Genomic DNA, 15,521 nt, shown 5'->3' with positions numbered 1-15,521 from the left:
CCCCCGAGCCCGTGGCTGTCACGCACGCTGGTGCCGCTCGCCGCCGACGCCAACGTCGCGGTCCGGCGTCAGGCCCGAGAGGGCTTGCTCGGCCACGCCGAGCTGCTCGCGCAGTTCGAGCTCGCCGAGCGCGTCGCCGTGGCCTCCCGACCCTCGCCCTTCCCCGAGCAGCTCGCGGCGAAGCTGCGCGCCTTCGTCGGTCGCCGTCCGATCGGCCTGCGCGTGACGACCACCGTCGGGAGCTTCACGATCGAGTTCGCTGGCGTCGCCGCGCCGATCAACCAGGCCAACCTCGTCGAGCTCGCGCGCGAGGGCTTCTACGACGGTCTCGGCTTTCACCGCGTCGTGCCCGGCTTCGTCGTCCAAGGCGGCGACCCCCGCGGCGACGGCTACGGCGGTCCGGGCTACGTGGTCCCCTGCGAGTGGTCCAACCTCCACTACGAGCGGGGGACCGTCGGCATCGCGACCGCGGGCAAGGACACCGGGGGGTCGCAGTTCTTCGTCACCCAGACCCCGCAGCCGCACCTCGACGCGCGCTACACCGTCGTCGGGCAGATCTCCGAGGGGCTCGAGGTCGTCGATCTGCTGTTGCCCGGAGATCGAATCGAGACCGTCGAGGTCGTCGAGTCGAGGCCGGGCGCGGACGAGGCTGGCTGAGCATGGCTGCGATCGCGGTGATCGGAGGCCTGGATCCGAGCGGCGGCGCGGGCTTGCTCCGCGATGGCTGGACCGCCGCCGCGCGGGCGCCCGAGCTCGAGCTGCTCGCGGTCTGCACCGCGCTGACGCGCCAAGGTGGGGGCGCGCCCGCGATCTTCGCGGCCACCGACGCGACCACCCTCGCGCGCGAGCTCGCTCGCGTGGCCGCGCACCCGGGCCTGCGCGCGGTCAAGCTCGGGATGATCCCGGACGGGTGCGTGGAGCTGATCGCCGACTTCCTCGCCAGCTTGCGCGCGCGCGCAGGTCGGCCCGCGGTCGTGTTCGATCCGGTCATTCGGGCGACCGACGGCGGGCGTCTCGGGGCCTCGGCGACCGAGCTGCTCGGGCTCGCGAGCCGCGTGGATCTGCTGACCCCAAACTGCGACGAGCGTGGCCAGCTCGAGGCCGTCGGGTCGCTGCCGAGCGCGACCGCGGTGTTGTTCAAGGGCGAGGCCGTCGACGGTCGCGCCGACCGGATCCGCGATCGTCTCCGCCACCCCGACGGCGCCGAGCAGATCCTCGAGCGCCCCCGGGTCCGTGGACCGGATCCACGCGGGACCGGCTGCGCGCTGGCGACGGCGATCGCCTGCGAGCTCGCGCGCGGTCGCTCGCTGGTCACGGCCGTCGTCGCCGGGGTCGCATGGCTCGACGGCACCCGGCCGCGCTAGCACCCCGGGCTGCTACCCCGGGCTGCTAGCCGCCAACCGCTCGGGTTCCGGCGAGGTTGACGGCCTCGAGGCGGGGGAGCTGCTCGAGCACGGCGACGCCCGTGGCCGTGACAACCGTGTCTGCGAGGTTGAGGCGCTCGAGTTGGGTGAGGCCGACGAGGTGGGGCAAGGCGGCGTCGGTGATCAGGGTGTGATCGAGTCGCAGCTCTCGCAGCGCGGTGAGCTCGGCGAGGTGGGCGACGCCCTCGTCGACGACGTCGGTGTGATCGAGCTCGAGGACCTCGAGCAGGCGCATGTCCTGGAGGTGGGCGAGGCCGTGCTTGGTCACGCGGGTGTGATGGAGCTCGAGCCGCCGCAGCTTCGTCAGCGGGGCGAGGTGCTCGAGGCCCTCGTCCGAGATCGCGGTCCCGCTGAGGCCGAGGCGCTCGAGCTCGACGAGGGTCGCGAGCTGCGGCGCGGCGGCGTCGCCGAAGCCGTCGAGATCGATCTCGAGCTCGCGCAGCGTCGTGAGCTGGCCGAGCCCGGACGCCTCGGGATCGTCGAGCTTGCCCGGGCCGAGGATCAGCCGCTTCAGGGGCAGGGGGGCGAGGGCTTCGAGGCCCGGACCGTCGAGGTCGCGGTAGCGGATCGTGAGCTCGCTGAGCTCGCGCAAGGCGGTGAGCTCGACGAGCCCGGCCGAGGTGATGTCCGAGCGCTCGAGCACCAGCTTGCGCAGCTCGCCGAGGAGGTAGAGGTGGTGGAGGCCCTTGTCGCCGAAGCGCGGGCAGCTGCAGGTGAACTCGTCGAGGGGCAGGTCCTTGATGTAGATCGGCGAGGTGTTGTTGAAGCCGGGCCCCGACCACTCGAGCTGGTGGAGGTGCTCGAGGGTCTTGATCTGATGGAGCGAGAAATTGGTCAGCTCGGTGTCGATGACCGCGAGCCGCTCGAGCCGGCGGGCCTTGGCGATCCGGATCATCGTGTTGTGCTTGACCCACGGGCCGACCACACGGATCTCGCGGATGTCGCCGAGGATCCGAAAGATCTCCGAGACCGGGCTGTCGTCGGCGAGCTCGCGCAGGGTCACGGACTGCGGTGAGATCTTGCGCCCGAGGGGCTTGAGCGCGTCGGGCTCGGCGTGGACGCGGGTCAGCGTCAGGGCCTCGAGGCCGTGGAGCTGCGAGAGCCGAGCCACGGTGACCGCGTCGAGCTCGAGGTCGACGAGCTCGAGCTCGCGCAGGCGCTCGCCGAAGGCCGACAGCCCGGCGTGGACGGCCGCCTGGCAGCCGCTGATGCGCAGCGCGGTCAGTCGCGGGGCTCGCTCGGCGACGGCGTGGAGGTCGAGGCCCTCGCAGCGAGGGCTCGCCCGGGTCGCCGCGGGGTTGGGAGGATCGTCGAGCTGGCGGGGCTCCCCGGTCTCGTCGGCTGCCCCGGTCTCGCCGAGCCCCGACGCCGTCGCCGTGTCGGGCGGGAGCGGGAGCGGGCGCTCCTGGGCGTCGCGCTCGCTCATGGCCAGGTCGAGGGACTCGATCGTCGACAGATCGAGCGACGCGAGCTGCGTCGCGTCGGCCACGACCAGGGCTTGGGAGGTCGACGGGCGCGGGCGCGTCTCGATCGTCGCGGGCTGCTCGGGCTCGGGCTCGACGCTCGGATCGCCGGCCTCCTCGGGCCCACACCGACAACCGCTCACGATCCCGAGCGGCAGCACGAAGAGCGCGGCCGCGACGAAAGCCCGAGGGCGAAGAGCCGACCAGAGCAGGCGCACCCGCACGTTCTACTCGCTCGTCACGTCGTGATCACGGTCGTCGAAGTCGTGGAGGGCGAAGGGCGCTTCAACGCTGAACACGCGGCGCCCGTTGTCGAGGGTCAGCGTCGCAATCTCCTCGATCGAGGCGCCGCGCAGCTCGGCGAGGCGCGCAGCGATGTCGACGATGAACGCGGGCTCGTTGGCGGCGGGTCGGCGCGCGGGGGGCGTTTGATCGGGGGTGTCGGTCTCGAGCAGGAGGCGCTCATCGGGCACCGCGCGGGCGGCCTCGACGACACGGCGGGCGCCCTGAACACACAGGTTGCCCGCGAAGGAGATGTAGTGTCCGGCGCCGACGAGCTCGCGGGCGATCTCGGCGCTGCCGGAGAACGCGTGCATCACCGACGCGGGCGTGGGTCGCTCACGCAGCAGCTCGACCAGCGGACCGTGGGCCTTCACGCAGTGGATCGACAGCGGCAGCCCCGTGTGGCGGGCGAGCTCGAGCTGCGCGCGAAAGACCTCGACCTGGTGGGCGCGAGACTCCGAGCTCGTCGCGCGCAGAAAGTCGAGGCCACACTCGCCGATCGCGCGCATCTCTGAACCTGCGTTCAGAACGCGTAACCGCAATTCCTCTACTAGGTCGCGTGCTCGTGATACCGTGATTTTCAGCACGAAATAGGGGTGCAGACCGTAGGCGACGTACAGGCAGACCCCCCGAGGGGCCGTCATTTCCACCAGTTCATCCCAGTCTGCGCGATCGACGGCGGGAGCCAGAATTGCGCGTATGCCGGCTTTGCGGGCCCTCAGGAACAGTTCCGCAACATTTGTACAGCGTCCGCTGCGCGAACGCTGTACGTGCGCGTGTGTGTCGAAGAAGTACAAACTCAGTTTACGTGCGCGCGTTTGACGCTGCGAAAGTCTAGCTGTAAAAATCCAGCGTCCCTATCCCAGGAAACAACATGGCGAATAACAAAATCGAACGCGTCCTGCGCCACGATGGCATCGTGGCCGTCCTCGATTGGTACACGGACCCCGCCCAAGGCGGCGGGGAACCCGAGTGGGTTGGAGATGATCGGTGGAACCCGATTGTCATGGAGGCGGTGAAGCTTCGGCAAATCGCACAAGAGCCCTCGGTCCGCGTCCTCGTCGGCGACCACGCAGTCCTCGTGTCCGGTGACGACAAACACGTTGTCGGTGTCGTCTTCATCAAGGGTCACCCCGTGGTGAAGTCGGTGGTTCGCATGGTGCGGCAGCTGCTGCGCCCGCGTCCCAATCAGCCGACTGCTTCAGTCTGAGCCCCGTACCTCACGAATCAGGAAGGGTCCGTGAGATGACCGCGCGCCGTCAGGTGTGCGGTCTTTTTTGTTGGAGCGGATACAGCTGGCGCAAACCCTCCGCGAGTCGGCGTCTCATGCGCACCCTTGGCGCCCCTTCGCCGGCCCGCGCCGACCGACCAGAGTGATCATGATTTGGTCAGTGAACCGACCAGTCTGGTGGTCAAACGTCCACGGGCAAGCTCGATTATTAGGGGCAAAATTAAAAGTAATCTATCTAGCCTTCTGATCTCCGTCAGGGTCGCGCCGACGCTGCTAGCTTCGCCCCGATGTCCGCCGACCAAGCAGGCCTTTGCCGCGCCGATGACGAGCGCTTCGTCGCTCGACTTCGCGATCTGCTCGGCGTCGACGCCGTGATCGTCGAGGGCGAGGACCTCGTCTACTACGGCAGCGACCGCTGCAAGGGAGGGTGGCCCGTCGCGCCCGGGGCGATCGCGTTGCCGCGGACCGTCGAGCAGGTTCAGGCGCTCGCGCGGCTGTGCAGTGAAGCCCGGGTCCCGATCGTCCCCTCGGGCGGACGCACGGGGCTGACCGGCGCCGCGACGGCCACGAAGGGTGAGCTGGTGGTGTCGCTCGAGCGCCTCGACCAGATCCTCGAGCTCGACGAGCCCGGCCGGTTGCTGCGCTGTCAGGCGGGGGCCACGGTCGAGGCCGTTCAAGACGCTGCCGCGGCCGCGGGGCTCGCCTACCCCGTCGACTTCGCGGCCAAGGGCTCGGCCCAGATCGGCGGCTCGATCGCGACCAACGCGGGCGGCGTGAAGGTCATCCGTCACGGGCTCACGCGCGAGCGCGTCGCGGGTCTCGAGGTCGTGCTCGCGGACGGCGAGCGCCTCTCGCTCGGCGGCGCGCTGGTCAAGAACAACACCGGCTACGATCTGCGCCAGCTCTTCATCGGGTCCGAGGGCACGCTCGGGTTGATCGTCGAGGTCACCCTGAGCCTGACCCAGCCCCCGGCCGGACACGAGGTCGTGCTGTGCTCGCTCGCCCGCGACGAGGCGGTGCTCGAGCTGTTCACCCGCCTGCGCCGCTCGCCGCTGCGCCTGTCGGCCTTCGAGTGCTTCGATCGCGCCTGCGTCGAGCGGGTCGTCGCGCACCGCGGCGTCGACCAGGCCGGGCCGCTCGACGAGCTCGGCCCGATGCAGGTGCTGATCGAGGTCGAGCGCGGCGACGCGGGCGACGAGCAGACGAGCGACGCGCTCATGGAGCTGCTCGCCGAGGCCCAGGACCAGGGCGAGATCCTCGACGCCGTGGTCGCCCAGACCCAGGCCCAGGCCCGCGAGCTGTGGGCCTGGCGCGAGGACATCTCCGAGTCGCTCCACGTCCACACCCCGCACAAGGCCGACGTCGCCGTCCCGGTCCGCGAGGTCGCCCGGTTCATGGCCCGCTGGCGCGAGGCCGTGGCCGCGAGCGTGCCCGAGCTCCCGGCGCTGTGTTTTGGCCACGTCGGCGACGGCAACTTGCACCTCAACTTGTTGCGGCCCGAGGGCATGAGCCTCGACGAATTCCTGACCCGCTGCCACGGCTTCGATCCGACCATGTACGCGCTGGTCCGCGAGTTCTCGGGCAGCGTCTCGGCCGAGCACGGCATCGGCCTGCTCAAGCGCGCCTACCTCGGTCACACCCGCAGCGCCCGCGAGATCGACAGCATGCGCGCGATCAAGCGGATCTTCGATCCCCAGGGCATCCTCAACCCTGGCAAGGTTTTTTGAAAGGCCCCTCGAAGACGAGACACGAGCCGGAAGGCGAGCGTTTGGGGTGAGCGGAGGGGGCTTTGCCGCCGGAGCGAGGGGCCTTTTTGAAAGGCCCCTCGAAGACGAGACACGAGCCGGAAGGCGAGCGTTTGGGGTGAGCGGAGGGGGCTTTGCCGCCGGAGCGAGGGGCCTTTTTGAAAGGCCCCTCGAAGACGAGCCCTGCTAGCCGCGACTCAGGACCCGGAGCTTCGGGAGGGCCTCGATCGGGGCTGGGACCGAGCGCAGCTCGGTGTGATCGAGGTCGAGGCGCTCGAGCGCGTGGAGCCGCGCGAGGGCGGGGTCGAGCTCGGTGATCGGGTTGTGGGCTGCGACCAGCTCCCGCAGCCTCGTCAGCGCGGCGATCGAGGCCGGCAGGCGCCGCAAACAATTGTGCGAGACGTCGAGGTGACGCAGCTTCGTGGCCCGGCGCCAGTCGAGGGCCAAGGTCTGGAGCTCGCAGTGGCGCAGGGTCAGGCTGTCGAGGGCGCCGAGCTCGACGAGCACGGGCGGGATCTCGTCTAGCGGCCAGCCGCTGATCGCCAGGACCTCGAGCTGCGAGAGGCCGGGGATCAGGCGCGGGAAGGCCGGCCGCGCGTCGGCGCTGCGAAACTCGAGCGCCAGCGTGCGAAGGTTGGGCGCGACCAGGAGGCCGAGGGGCACGCGCGTGAGCGTGGTCGCGCGGATCCGGACGCTGTCGAGCTTCGAGCGCCGGGCCAGCGCGAGGGGGATGTCCCCGAGAACGCCGAGCTCGAGGTCGAGCTCGACCAGGGCCGGGAGCTCGGCCAGCGCGGGCTCGAAGGTGCCCGCGCTGCGCAGACGCAGGCGCTCGAGGGTGTCGAGCTGCCCGAGCGCCGCGGGGATCTCGGCCAGCTCGGCGTCAACCTCGAGCGAGCTCAGGCCGCGCAGGCGCCCGATCCACCGCGGGAGCTCGACCACGCCGGGCGCGACCAGGCGCAGCTCGTGGAGCTCGGTCAGCGCGATGAGCTCGGTCGGGACCGCCTCGCCGGGGCCCAGCACCAGCTCGAGCTCGAGGCAGGGCTCGTCGGCCGTCAGCGCGGTCCGGACTTGCTCGACGGCACAGGGGGGCAGCGGGCTCGCTCCTGCTCGGTTTAGATGCTCGGCAGCCAGTCGCGCCACGGAAGCGGGATGTCTTCGAGGCCGAGGGCGGTGCGGGTTGGGGGCATCCAGCGCGGGCGCGTGGGCATGGCGTCGAGCGGCATGTTGGCCTCGTCGGGTGTTCGCCCGCCCTTGCGCAGGTTACAGGGCGAGCACGCGGTCACGATGTTGTCCCATGAGGTCGGCCCGCCGCGGTGACGGGGCACGACGTGGTCGAGGGTCAGATCTCGCCGCGAGGGCCGGACGCCGCAGTACTGGCAGGTGTAGCGATCACGAACGTGCACGCCTTCGCGAGAGAAGCGCACGATGTACTGCTGGGGCCGATAGGGGCCGAGCAGCCGGACGACGGCGGGCGCAGGATACGCGCGGGTCACCGTGCGGATCGGGCGGGCGTGGGCGGCGACCATCTCGACCTTGCCGAGGAAGTTCATGCAGATCGCCCGCTGCCACGCGATCACCCGCAGCGGCTGGTAGCCCTGATCGAGCAGCAAGGTGTCCTTTACGCTCACGATTCCAAACAAAGGGGAGCAGGGGTCACGTGCCCGGCCCGCCAAGCGAGATGGCCCGAGGGCTCGCACCACGGGCTCCTAGCAGCCCGGGGTGCAATGCATCGTGTCGCCTCGCGCCGGAATTTGCGCCGAGGGCGCGAAACCAAAACGCCGCTGTACCGGGCGTACTGCAAGTTTTGGCGACAAAGCCCTCGGCGAAAAGGCCAAGCGAGGCGGCGCGAGGCATTGCACCCCGGGCTGCTAGGGTGTTGCGATCCAAACTTGGGTCCAGTGGTCATGGGCTCTCTATCGTCTCCCTGACTCGGGGCTGCGGACCGGCGTCGGGACTGTAGCATGCGCAAACGTTTTTGCAGATCGCAGGGGCGCCGGTTGTGACTCACGGTGGTCACATCTCTATTTTGGCGCTGGCTGGCCGCTCACGCCGCGCTGCGGCGAATGTGTAGGTAAAAGTGCGACTAAATTTTGGGCGTGGAAGCGGCCTCGCGCAAGTCGTGGATAACTGGCGGCCCGTGGCGCCGTCCTGCTAGAGAGCGAAGCCGTGCGCTGGACTCCCACTACCCTCGCCGCAGCAGCCGGCGGTCGCCTGGTTCGCGCCGGGGAGCGAGAGATCGCCGCCGCCTTCATCGACAGCCGAGCGCCGCGCGTCGACGCGCTCTTCGTGCCGATCGTCGCCGCGCGCGACGGCCACGACTTCATCGCCGCGGCCGCCCGCGGAGGCGCGAGCGCGAGCTTGATCGGCGCCGGGCGCCCCGTCCCGGCGGGCGCCGAGGCGCTCACCCTCGTCGAGGTCGACGACACCCTCGCGGCTCTGACGGCGCTCGCTCGGGACGCGCGCGACCACATCGAGGGGCCGGTCGTCGCGATCACGGGCAGCAACGGCAAGACGACGACCCGGGCCTTCGTCGAGGCCGCGCTCGCGAGCGCGCTGCCGCGGGTGCTGTGTACCCGGGGAAATTTCAACAACCACCTCGGCGTGCCCCTGACCCTCGTCGACGCGCCCCACGAGCCCGAGGCCGCGGTCTTGGAGCTGGGCATGAGCGCGCCCGGCGAGAACGATCACCTGGCCGGGATCGTGCGCCCGAGCGTCCACGTGATCACCTCGATCGCGCTCGAGCACCTCGAGTTCATGGCGACCCTCGACGCGATCGCGGCGGCCGAGGCCGAGCCGATCGCCCACCTGCGGCCGGGCCCCGGCGGCGAGGCCCCGGCGCTGGTCATCCCCGCCGACGAGCCCGCGCTGCGTCCCCACCTGCCCGAGCCGAGCGCGGGCGTGCGCGTGCTCCGGGTCGGGCCGGCTTCGGCCAGCGAGCTCGACGGGCCGCTCGATGTAGCGATCACCCAGGTCGAGGTCGGCGTGCGCACGCGGGCGCGGCTGCGGCTCCGGGCCGGGGATCAGCTCGAGCTGCAGCTCGCGACCTTCGGGGCCCACAACGCCCGCAACGCCGCGAGCGCGGTCGCGGTCGCGGTCCACCTCGGGCTCCCGCTCGCGCCCCTGGTCGACGCGCTCGAGGCCGTCGAGCCGGTCGGTGATCGCGGTCGTCTGCACGAGCTCGGGCCGCACCTGCTGATCGCCGACTGCTACAACGCCAACCCCGGCTCGATGCGGGCCGCGCTCGACAGCCTCGCCGGCCTCCGGGGACAACGGGCGGGGCCGCTGCTCGCGGTCCTCGGCGACATGCTCGAGCTCGGGCCGACCGAGGCGCAGCTCCACCGCGAGGTCGGCGAGCACGCGGCCGCGCTCGGCCTCGACGCCATCTTGGGCTTCGGTCCGCTGACCCGCGAGCTCGTCGAGGCGGCGCGCGAGGGCGGCGTCGCGGCGACGCAGCAGCTCGCGGGCGACGACGCCGAGGTCGAGGACGCGCTCGCCTGGGTCCGCGCGCAGCTCGAAGCCGGCGGGGGCGAGGGCGGGGGCGCGGTCCTGTTCAAGGGCAGCCGCGGGATGAGGCTCGAGCGGGTGGTCGCGGGCTTGCTGCGGTCCGGCCTCGCGTGAGCCCGACCCCGGCTTTTGTCGCGCGCGGGGCCGTGGTCTACTGGCGACGATGTTGATCGTCACCGGCACGCCGCGCTCGGGGACCTCGATGTGGATGCAGATCCTGGTCGCGGCCGGGTTCGAGGCGATCGGCGAGGCCTTCCCCGGGGACTGGCGGGCGCTGCTGGCCAGCGCCAACCCCGACGGCTACTGGGAGTCGCAGCTGCTCGGCGGGGTCTACTACCGGACCAACCCGCACCCGCTCACGGGCGCGTTCTTGTTCCCGGAGCAGACCACCTTCCACGCCGTCAAGATCCTCGTGCCCGGGCTCGTGCGCAGCGATCTGGCCTACATCGACCGCGTGGTCGGTACGGTCCGCGAGTGGCGACAGTTCGCGGCCTCGCGCACGCGCCTGCGCGAGCTCTACCGCGAGCAGTTCGGGCTCGAGCCCCACGAGCAGCTCCTGCGCCACGAGCTGCCGCCCGCGCTCGAGTGGTGGGTCGATAATTTTGCGCTCCTGCGCGACGTCGCAACCCGCCGCTACGCCGCCCACGTGTGCTCGTACCAGTCGCTGCTCGAAGACCCCGCCAAGGCGATCGCCGAGGTTTTGCGCTGGCTCGGGCGCGGCGACGAGGCCCGCGCGGTCGCGGTCGTCCGGCCCGAGCGCCAGACCCAGCGGGCCTCGGCCCCGACCCCCGAAGACCTCCAGGTCGACGCCGCGGACATCGAGGTCTTCGACGAGCTCTACGATCACATCCACCGCGGCCGGGCCCTGTCGGCCGCGTTCTTGGCCAAGCTCAACGACACCGACGCGCGCCTGCGTCCGCGGCTGCTGGCCCACGAAGCCCAGGCCCGGGTCGCGGCCGCCGAGGCGATGCTCGAAGAGGTCGAGTCGCCAAAAACACCCTGAACCGATCCTGGCTCTGGCAGACTACCCGCGAGGCCACCATGAACTCGCACACGCCCACGCCCACGCCCGCCCTCGATCTTCGCTGCCGTGAGGCCGAGTGGGTCGACCGGCCCGCGACGATCTCCGAGTTTGGGCGCCCGGCGCCCGCGTCCACGGTCTCGCGCTTCAGCGGCCTCGCCGAGGTCCTGGTCGCCGACGCGATCGCCCGCAGGCACTACGAGATCGACGAGCTCGCCGGCGGCCGGGTGATCCTGACCTGCGAGACCCCGCGCTACGGGATCCCCCTCGGCGTCCGCGATCTCGACCATGCCCCGGTCGAGAACTGGCGGATCCGCGAGCAGGTCAGCGGAGATCTGATCGACGCGGGCCCCGATGGACGGCTCGAGCGCTGCGTGGCCATGCAGGTCCGGCGCGGGTTGATCGCCGTCGCCGGGGCGCTGCCGCTGCTCGCCAGCCCGCTGCTCGCCCACGCCGGGGGACCGTCCCTGGGCTCGCTGGCGGCGACCGGGGACGACTTCGGGCACCTCGCTACCGTGGCCCCGCCGACCTTGCCGGACAGCCCCCAGCCGAGCGAGGGCCCTGCAGTGCCCAGCGCAACCCCAGCGCCGGCCTCGACGACGACGGCCCCGCCGACGACGGCCGCGCCGCCGACGGCCGCGCCGCCGACGGCCGCTCCGCCGCCGCGGATCGGCGGCGGCGGGCTCACGCTGACCGGCAGCACCTTGTGGGACGGGCTGCTCGGCAAGCAGGTCAAGCTCGAGATGAAGAGCGGCGACTCGGTCGGCGGCACGATCGTCGCGCAGTCGACCACCGACCTCGCGCTCGCCCGGGCCGCCGACGGGACCGTCGTCGCCGTGCCCAAGGCCGAGGTCGCGGGGGTGCGCATGCGCCCCGAGGCCAGCGGCGCGGGCGGGGCTGGCAGCGGCATCCCGATCGCTCAGCGGCCAACCCAGGACGGCCGGGGCCTCCAGAGCGGCGGGGTCGTGATGATCACCCTCGGCTCGATCGCGGCCCTCGCGGGCACGGTCTACCTGGCGGTCACGCCCTACTACCTGTTCATCAGCCTGCCCTTGCTGCTGCCCGGCCTCGCGATGGTCGGCGGCGGCGCGGGGATGCTGGTCGCGGCCGGCAAGAAGCGCAAGGCCTTCAACCAGGCCTGGGGCATCCCCAAGCACGCCCGTGTCCAGCTCACGCCGACCCTCGGAGCCGGCCGCGGCGGCGGCCAGGCTGGCCTCATCCTCCGCTTTTGAGGGCGCGGGACCGGCCGCGGTCCCGCGATCGAGAAAATTCCAAAAACTCGGTTGGAAGCGTGGGACTCGGTACCGTGCGCGCGATGCGTCGTCTCCGCCCGCTCGCGCTGTGCGCTCTGCTGACCCTCCCCACTCTGGTCGCCTGCGCAGGGCGGACGCCCTATCCGAGCGTCGCGGAGGACGGCCTGGCCCTCGACACCGTCGTGCTCTACCGCAACGGCGTCGGCTACTTCGAGCGTCAGGGCAAGGTCGACGGCGAGGTCTTGCGCCTGCGCGTGCGCAAGGATCAGGTCAACGACCTGCTCAAGAGCCTCACGGTCGTCGACGAGGACGGCAAGGCCGTGAGCGTGTCGATGCCCCTCGACCCTCAGACCTGGGCGAGCGTGGCGATGGCGACCCTGGCCCCGGGCAAGGGCTCGCTCCCGGCGGTGCTCGACTCGCTGCGCGGGACCGAGGTCACCGTGAGGGCGGGCGGGCGCTACATCCGTGGCCGGATCGTGATGGTCGAGCGCAGCATCAACGAGCCCGACCCCGACCTCGGCAACCCCGCCCGCGGCGGCGCGCCGCTCCAGACCTCCGACACCCGCGACTGGAAGCTGACCCTGATGTCGCGCGGCCAGCTCGAGATCGTGCGCCTGTCCAAGGTCAAGGGGATCTCGCTCCACGACGGGGATCTCGCCATGCAGCTGCACCGCAGCCTCGACGCGTCCGCGGGCGAGGGGATGTTCGAGCAGGTCGATATCGAGGTCCGGCTGGTCAACGCGCGCAGCCATCGGGTCTCGCTCAGCTACGTCGTCGGGGCGCCGATGTGGAAGCCAACTTACCGCGTGGTCTTGCCCAAGGAGGGCAAGGGGCAGGCCCTGCTTCAGGGCTGGGCGGTCGTCGACAACATCTCGGGCGAGGACTGGAACGAGATCCAGCTGAGCCTGACCTCGGGCGCGCCGATCTCCTTTCGCTACGACCTCCACACCCCGCGCGAGGTCTACCGCAGCGACATGACGGCCAGCTCCGTCGACAAGCGGGCCGCGGTCGCGCTCGGCGAGACCAGCTGGGGGGATGAGGCCAACTACGACGAGCCCGCGGCCGAGCCCGAGCCCGAAGAGGCGGAGGCGCCCTACGGCGGGCCGGTCGGGGCCGCGAGCGGGGTCTACGAGTTCGAAGACGACGCCCTCGAGGGCGAGCGCCCCGGCAGCGGCACCACCCGCGCGGGCCGCTCCAAGCCGTCGAGGACCAGCCGACGCGGGCAAACTGCGCCCGTTGACGTGAGCTCGAGCGTCGACGTCAGCGGCATCGACGTCGACACCTTGCGCCGCAGCACCCTGGCCTCGTCGCGCTCGCAGCGGATCTCGGGCCTGACCCGCGTCGACCTGCAAGACGCCGTCACGGTCCCCGACGGGACCTCGACGATGGTCGCGCTGATCAACGAGTCGGTCGCGGCCGAGGAGACCTTCCTCTACAAGCCGGGCGGGGCCGGCTACGGCTACGAGGCCAACCCCTACCGGGTCGTGCGCTTCACCAACTCGACCCCCTACGTGCTCGAGCCCGGGCCGATCTCGATCTACTCGGGCGGCAGCTTCGTCGGCGAGGGCCTGTCCGAGGCCGTCGGCGCCGGGACCTCGGTCACGATCCCCTTCGCCGTCGAGACCGACCTGTTGGTGACCTCGGCCAAGCAGTACAGCGGCCAGGAGATGACCGTGACCCGGATCGTGCGCGGGGTGCTCGAGGTCGAGAGCTTCTACCAGACCACGACGACCTGGGACGTGCGCGGGCCGGCCAAGCCCGAGGGGTACAAGGTCCTGATCCGCCAGCCCCAGACCGGGCCCAACTACGAGCTCGCGCAGCGGCCCGAGGGCACCGAAGACCTCGAGGGCGCGTGGCTGATCCCCGTCGAGCTCGGCGCCAACGCGCGCAGCGCCTCGATCGAGGTCGTCGAGCAGACCCCGTCGAAGATCAGTATCGCGATCTGGGATCAGCAGGCCGTCGAGCTGCTCGAAAAATTCCTCGCCGCCGACAAGCTCGACGCGGCCGCGCGCAAGAAGCTCGCGCCGATCGTGGAGCTGCGCCGCGAGATCGGCCGGATCGACACCGAGGTCGACGGCCTCCGCCGCCAGCAGGCCGAGCTCGAGCAGCGCGCGGATCAGACCCGCCGCAACCTCGAGGCGATCAAAAAAGATGCGGCCGCGGGCTCGCTGCGCAAGAAGCTCAACAAGCGCCTCGAGGAATTCTCGAGCGACGCCGACGCCAAGGGCCGCAAGATCGTCGAGCTCGAGAGCAAGCGGCTCGAGAAGAAGATCGAGCTCGAGGACATGATCCAGGACCTGGATCTGCGCGCGCCGATGACCCCGGGGTAGGGCCAGACCCCGGGGCCGTCGTGCACCTTGCAGCGCGCGGCCGGCCGTGGCCTCGCCTGGCCTGGCCTGGCCTGGCCTCGCCTCGCTTAGCTGGGTCGAGTTGAGCTTCGCCGGGTCAGGGCGTGGGCAGGCCGTCGAAGGAGGCGACCGGGCCTGCGCCGACCCACTGCTCGTCGTCGGACAGGACCTCCATCAGCAAGCTCCCGTCGACGGTGGCGTCGACGAAGTTGGCGATCAAGATCAGATCTTGGACGCTCGCGTCCGTGAAGCTGAAGTCGTCGAGCGCGAGCTCGCCCATGTGCGCGCCCATGTCGAGCGAGTGGTAGATCCTCGGGCCGCCGTCGTCGTCGTTGTGGCTGTAGACCTCGAGCGCGACGGTCATCGACTCGGCGAAGAGGCCGTCGACGGTCACGAAGTCGAGGGTCAGGTCGATCTCGAGCTTGTTCGAGCACGGGCTGCCGCCCGCTTGACCGTTGGGGAACTCGCCCGCGAGCGCGACCTCCGTGAGCCGGACCTCGCCGCCCGTGTAGGTGAGCGACATGGTCAGCGGGCTGGTGGTCCCGGCGTGGGTGACCATCGCCGGGCCGTCGTTGGGGGCCCAGCTGAACTCACCTTCGTAGTCACCGACGGCCTCGGCGAGGTAGGCGTTGACGGACGCCTCGAAGGCGTCGAGCTCGGCGTCGAGATCCTCGACCACGGTCTGGGTCTCGGCCCCGCACGCGCCGACGCCGTCGCCGTCGCCGTCGCCGTCGCCGTCACCGTCGCCGTCGCCATCGCCACCGTCGGTGTCGGTGTCACCGGTCTCGCCGATGTTCTTGTTGTCGAGGTCGCAGCCGCCGAGGGCGAGGGCGAGGGCGAGGGCGGCCGCGCTCGAGATGGAGGCGAGAGAGAGTCGTTGATGCAATTTGAAGTTCATGGCGTCTCGTCACCCGTGCGCCGGGTTCAAGGCGAGCCATTGCCAGCCCCGCCGAGATCCGTGGTTGGCAGGGAAATTTTATTTGCGCACGCGGTCCGGACCCGCGCGATCAACAGCGCGCCGGGGTGGCGGGCGATGAAGCGCTCGCTGGCTCGCTGGGCCTCGGCGCGGCGATCGAGCTCGCACAGGGCGATGACGCGGAGGCTCTCGCGCTCGTTGCTCAGCTCACCCGCGCCAAACTGCTCGGCGTGACGCTCGAGCAGCGCGAGGGCCTCGCTCGGCGGCGCCTCGCGGGCGGCCTGGATCAGCTTCAGCTCGGCGGCGAGCGTGGCGGGGGAGGCCTCGGTTGGGT

Annotated in this window: 14 protein-coding genes; 8 read left to right on the top strand and 6 right to left on the bottom strand. The window is 71.1% G+C overall.

Annotated features, from left to right (window positions below; translation table 11 throughout):
• Both ENSA5_RS24475 and ENSA5_RS24470 read left to right on the top strand, forming a co-directional pair.
• The coding region (locus tag ENSA5_RS24475; protein ID WP_258183002.1) for a peptidylprolyl isomerase at positions 1 to 657 on the top strand (657 nt) is incomplete at its 5' end.
• Between the two features lie 2 nt (positions 658 to 659).
• Complete coding sequence (locus tag ENSA5_RS24470) at positions 660 to 1,364, top strand: bifunctional hydroxymethylpyrimidine kinase/phosphomethylpyrimidine kinase (protein WP_106394114.1); 705 nt, start codon at positions 660 to 662, stop codon at positions 1,362 to 1,364.
• 25 nt (positions 1,365 to 1,389) lie between these two features.
• Here the strand turns inward: ENSA5_RS24470 and ENSA5_RS24465 are convergent, their stop codons facing one another.
• Entirely contained in the window at positions 1,390 to 3,105 is a 1,716-nt protein-coding gene (locus ENSA5_RS24465; protein ID WP_146156069.1) for a leucine-rich repeat domain-containing protein, read from the bottom strand.
• 9 nt (positions 3,106 to 3,114) lie between these two features.
• Entirely contained in the window at positions 3,115 to 3,966 is an 852-nt protein-coding gene (locus tag ENSA5_RS24460) for a TatD family hydrolase (protein ID WP_181198098.1), read from the bottom strand.
• 77 nt (positions 3,967 to 4,043) lie between these two features.
• On the opposite strand from ENSA5_RS24460, the gene ENSA5_RS36335 reads away from it, so the two are divergent.
• A complete protein-coding gene (locus ENSA5_RS36335) occupies positions 4,044 to 4,379 on the top strand; it encodes a hypothetical protein (protein WP_146156068.1) in 336 nt (111 codons plus the stop codon).
• A gap of 308 nt (positions 4,380 to 4,687) precedes the next feature.
• Positions 4,688 to 6,127, top strand: coding sequence for an FAD-binding oxidoreductase (locus ENSA5_RS24450; protein WP_106394110.1), 1,440 nt, complete (start codon positions 4,688 to 4,690; stop codon positions 6,125 to 6,127).
• Positions 6,128 to 6,331: 204 nt separating this feature from the next.
• On the opposite strand, the gene ENSA5_RS24445 is transcribed toward ENSA5_RS24450, so the two are convergent.
• Positions 6,332 to 7,285 (bottom strand): leucine-rich repeat domain-containing protein, encoded by a 954-nt coding sequence (locus ENSA5_RS24445; RefSeq protein WP_106394109.1) that lies wholly within the window; start codon positions 7,283 to 7,285, stop codon positions 6,332 to 6,334.
• Complete coding sequence (locus tag ENSA5_RS24440) at positions 7,258 to 7,773, bottom strand: HNH endonuclease (RefSeq protein ID WP_146156067.1); 516 nt, start codon at positions 7,771 to 7,773, stop codon at positions 7,258 to 7,260. The genes ENSA5_RS24445 and ENSA5_RS24440 overlap by 28 nt, the downstream gene beginning before the upstream one ends.
• Positions 7,774 to 8,311: 538 nt before the next feature.
• Between ENSA5_RS24440 and ENSA5_RS24435 the strand changes: the two genes are divergently transcribed.
• The 4 genes from ENSA5_RS24435 to ENSA5_RS24420 all read left to right on the top strand — a co-directional run bounded on the left by ENSA5_RS24435 (position 8,312) and on the right by ENSA5_RS24420 (position 14,253).
• On the top strand, positions 8,312 to 9,763 hold the full coding sequence (locus ENSA5_RS24435) for a UDP-N-acetylmuramoyl-tripeptide--D-alanyl-D-alanine ligase (protein ID WP_181198097.1): 1,452 nt from the start codon (positions 8,312 to 8,314) through the stop codon (positions 9,761 to 9,763).
• A gap of 49 nt (positions 9,764 to 9,812) precedes the next feature.
• Positions 9,813 to 10,652, top strand: a complete 840-nt coding sequence (locus tag ENSA5_RS24430) for a sulfotransferase family protein (protein ID WP_106394106.1) — start codon at positions 9,813 to 9,815, stop codon at positions 10,650 to 10,652.
• A 38-nt stretch (positions 10,653 to 10,690) separates the two neighbouring features.
• Positions 10,691 to 11,902: a hypothetical protein gene (locus ENSA5_RS24425; protein WP_106394105.1), complete on the top strand. Its 1,212-nt coding sequence runs from the start codon at positions 10,691 to 10,693 to the stop codon at positions 11,900 to 11,902.
• A gap of 83 nt (positions 11,903 to 11,985) precedes the next feature.
• Positions 11,986 to 14,253 carry a DUF4139 domain-containing protein gene (locus ENSA5_RS24420; protein ID WP_146156066.1) on the top strand — a complete coding sequence of 756 codons (2,268 nt, stop codon included), beginning with the start codon at positions 11,986 to 11,988 and terminating at the stop codon, positions 14,251 to 14,253.
• A 115-nt stretch (positions 14,254 to 14,368) separates the two neighbouring features.
• On the opposite strand, the gene ENSA5_RS24415 is transcribed toward ENSA5_RS24420, so the two are convergent.
• The gene (locus ENSA5_RS24415) at positions 14,369 to 15,169 is read right to left on the bottom strand and encodes a hypothetical protein (protein ID WP_181198096.1); all 801 of its coding nucleotides are present in this window, start codon (positions 15,167 to 15,169) and stop codon (positions 14,369 to 14,371) included.
• A 26-nt stretch (positions 15,170 to 15,195) separates the two neighbouring features.
• On the bottom strand, positions 15,196 to 15,521 hold a 326-nt coding region (locus ENSA5_RS38170), incomplete at its 5' end, for a hypothetical protein (RefSeq protein WP_181198095.1).

The sequence above is a fragment of the Enhygromyxa salina genome (genome assembly GCF_002994615.1).
Taxonomy (GTDB): Bacteria; Myxococcota_A; Polyangia; order Nannocystales; family Nannocystaceae; genus Plesiocystis; species Plesiocystis salina_A.
Note: the sequence above shows the minus strand (reverse complement) of the source record. Positions and strands in the feature narration are given on the sequence as shown.